Below are 2,273 nucleotides of genomic sequence, written 5' to 3'. Positions count from 1 at the left end.
GGCGAGCCGGCTGCCTCGTCATCGCCGGGTCCGGCTCGCCGCGGCGAGCATCCGCGCCAGCTCCGACCCCGGCATCGGCGCGCGGTCGCGGAGCGCGCCGATGACCGCCGTGCCGCTCGGCAGCCGAGCCGCCAGGTGCCCGAACAGCTGCAGCGAGGCGACGTCGGCCCACTGGAGGTCATCGACGACAAGCATCATCGGCCGCAGCGCCGATACCTGGCCGACGAGGGCGATAGCCTGCTCGATCAGACGGAACCGGGCTCCGCTGTCCGGCGGCGGCTCCACGAGCCGGCCGAGCTCGCCTGACTCCCACTCCTCCCGCGCCGCGGCGGGCAGTTCCTCAAGGAGCGCGCCGACAGCCTGCACCCACAGCCACATCGACGGCGCGCCGTCTCCCTCGAGACAGCGCCCCCACACGACCAACGCGCCGCGCCGATCCGCCTCGGCGCTGATCTCCTCCAGCAGGCGGGTCTTGCCCACTCCCGGCTCACCCTCGACGAGGACGAGCGCCGTGCCTCCGGCACGTGCCGATTCCACCGCCTGCCGCAGCACCGCGAACTCCACGACCCGGCCGACCAGACCGCCGGTGGGCGGCTCCCCGAGAGTAGGGACCGGCCGCCGCTCGGTGAGCGTCTCCTCGGCGCGGCCGGCGAGCGTGGGCTGATCCTTCGGCGCGGTAGCCGGCAGTGTGATGCTCGCCGTCCTCGCGTGCGCGTCGTACCCACCGGCCGAGGTCAGGGGCTGACGCAGTACCCGCTGGTACGCCTCCAGCAGCGCCGGACCGGGACCGATGCCGAGCTCTTCGGCGAGCCGGGCGCGAACCGTCCGGAAGACCTTCAGCGCCTCTGCCTGGTGACCGGCGGCGCCCAGGACGGCGACGAGCCCGGCTTGCACGGTTTCGTGCAACGGAGCCATCCCGGCGGCCAGGTACAAGGGCTGGAGCACACGCGCGGGCCGGCCCCGCGACACAGCGAGCTCGGCCGCCGCCGCGCACGCGTCGAAGAACTCACCGTCCAGTGCCGCGAAGATCGACATCGCGGTCGATCCGTGGAAGAGCCCGTCACCCGCGGGGCCGTGCCAGCGTCCCAGCGCCCGTACGTAGGAGTCGAGCGCCGCATCGGGGCGCTGCTCCGCGAGACCGGCCCTGGCCGCCTCGACGAGCTCCCGGAAGGCGAGGAGGTCCAGCATTTCGGCGCCGCCCGCGAACAGGTAACCGTTGGCGCGGCGCTGCAGGTACGTGCCGTTCGTGCGAGCCGGCAACGCCGGTTCGAGTAACCGCCGGAGCGAGCCCACGTACTTCTGGAGAATGTTGACGGCCGAGGCCGGGACGTCATCGCCCCAGATCAGATCGATCAACTCACTCGTGCTGATCGGCTTGCCCGCGCGTGCGAGGAGCAGTGCGAGCAGGTAGGCCTGCTGCCGAGGCCCGGTGACCAGCTCGACGCCGTCCCGCCACAGCCGCAACGGACCGAGAATCTGCAACCGCAGGTTTCCGCCGGAGGCGGACGACCGTCCTTCGCCATCGGCGTCAGGAGGCGACGACGTGGCCATGCCTGTTCCCACCCCCGAACTGTCGATCAGATTGCCGACCGCGATCAACGGCCGACCTCCATCGGGTGGCGGGCCAGCCATTCCAGGGCGTAGTCCGCGACCTGCCGCCACCCGCTGTCCACGACGAGCGAGTGCCCTCGCCCGGGGAACTGCTTGAGGTCGGTGATGGCGGGTGAGTCGCCATACAGTTTGTACGCCGCACGCGTGACCACGTCCGGCACCGTGTGATCCTCCTGTCCGGAGATGAGCAGCAGCGGCCCTCGGGCGGCGTTGCCGGTCTCGACCGCGGCCGGCGACGTGCGGGTGAAGTTCGCCAGCGCGGCCTCGAAGAGCGGGCGGCCCGGTGAGGGGATGGTCCACCTGCCGAACAGTTCGTCGGACTCGTTCCGGCTGATCGCGTTCCCGAAGCCGTAGCGGAACTGGGCCGCGGTCAGCGACACCGAGCGGCGCCGGTTGGCCGGGTTGCCGAGCACCGGGAAGGCAGAGCGTAGCTGGGCGAACGGCAGTGGCTTGACCCCCTTGACCGGCGCCGGGTCGATGGCCACGGCGGCGCGCCCGAGGCCGCGACCGAGCAGCTTCTGCGCGAACAGACCGCCGAACGAGTGGCCGACGAGCACCGGCGCCTCCGGCAGGTCACGGATGACGGCCGCGTAGTGGCCGGTGACGTCGTCGATGCCGAGCCCGGCGACGGCGAGCGGGTCGCGGCGGGCCGCCGCGACGGT

The 2,273-nt window shown here is 72.4% G+C and carries 2 protein-coding genes; both read right to left on the bottom strand.

The annotated features are described in order from the left end of the window. Positions 1 to 18: 18 nt before the first annotated feature. Positions 19 to 1,464, bottom strand: a complete 1,446-nt coding sequence (locus tag ACWDX9_RS62535; RefSeq protein WP_449973323.1) for a BTAD domain-containing putative transcriptional regulator — start codon at positions 1,462 to 1,464, stop codon at positions 19 to 21. Positions 1,465 to 1,595: 131 nt separating this feature from the next. Beyond that, on the bottom strand, positions 1,596 to 2,273 hold a 678-nt coding region (locus ACWDX9_RS62530), incomplete at its 5' end, for an alpha/beta hydrolase (protein ID WP_449973322.1).

The sequence above is a fragment of the Nonomuraea sp. NPDC003201 genome, assembly GCF_053590415.1.
Note: the sequence above shows the minus strand (reverse complement) of the source record. Positions and strands in the feature narration are given on the sequence as shown.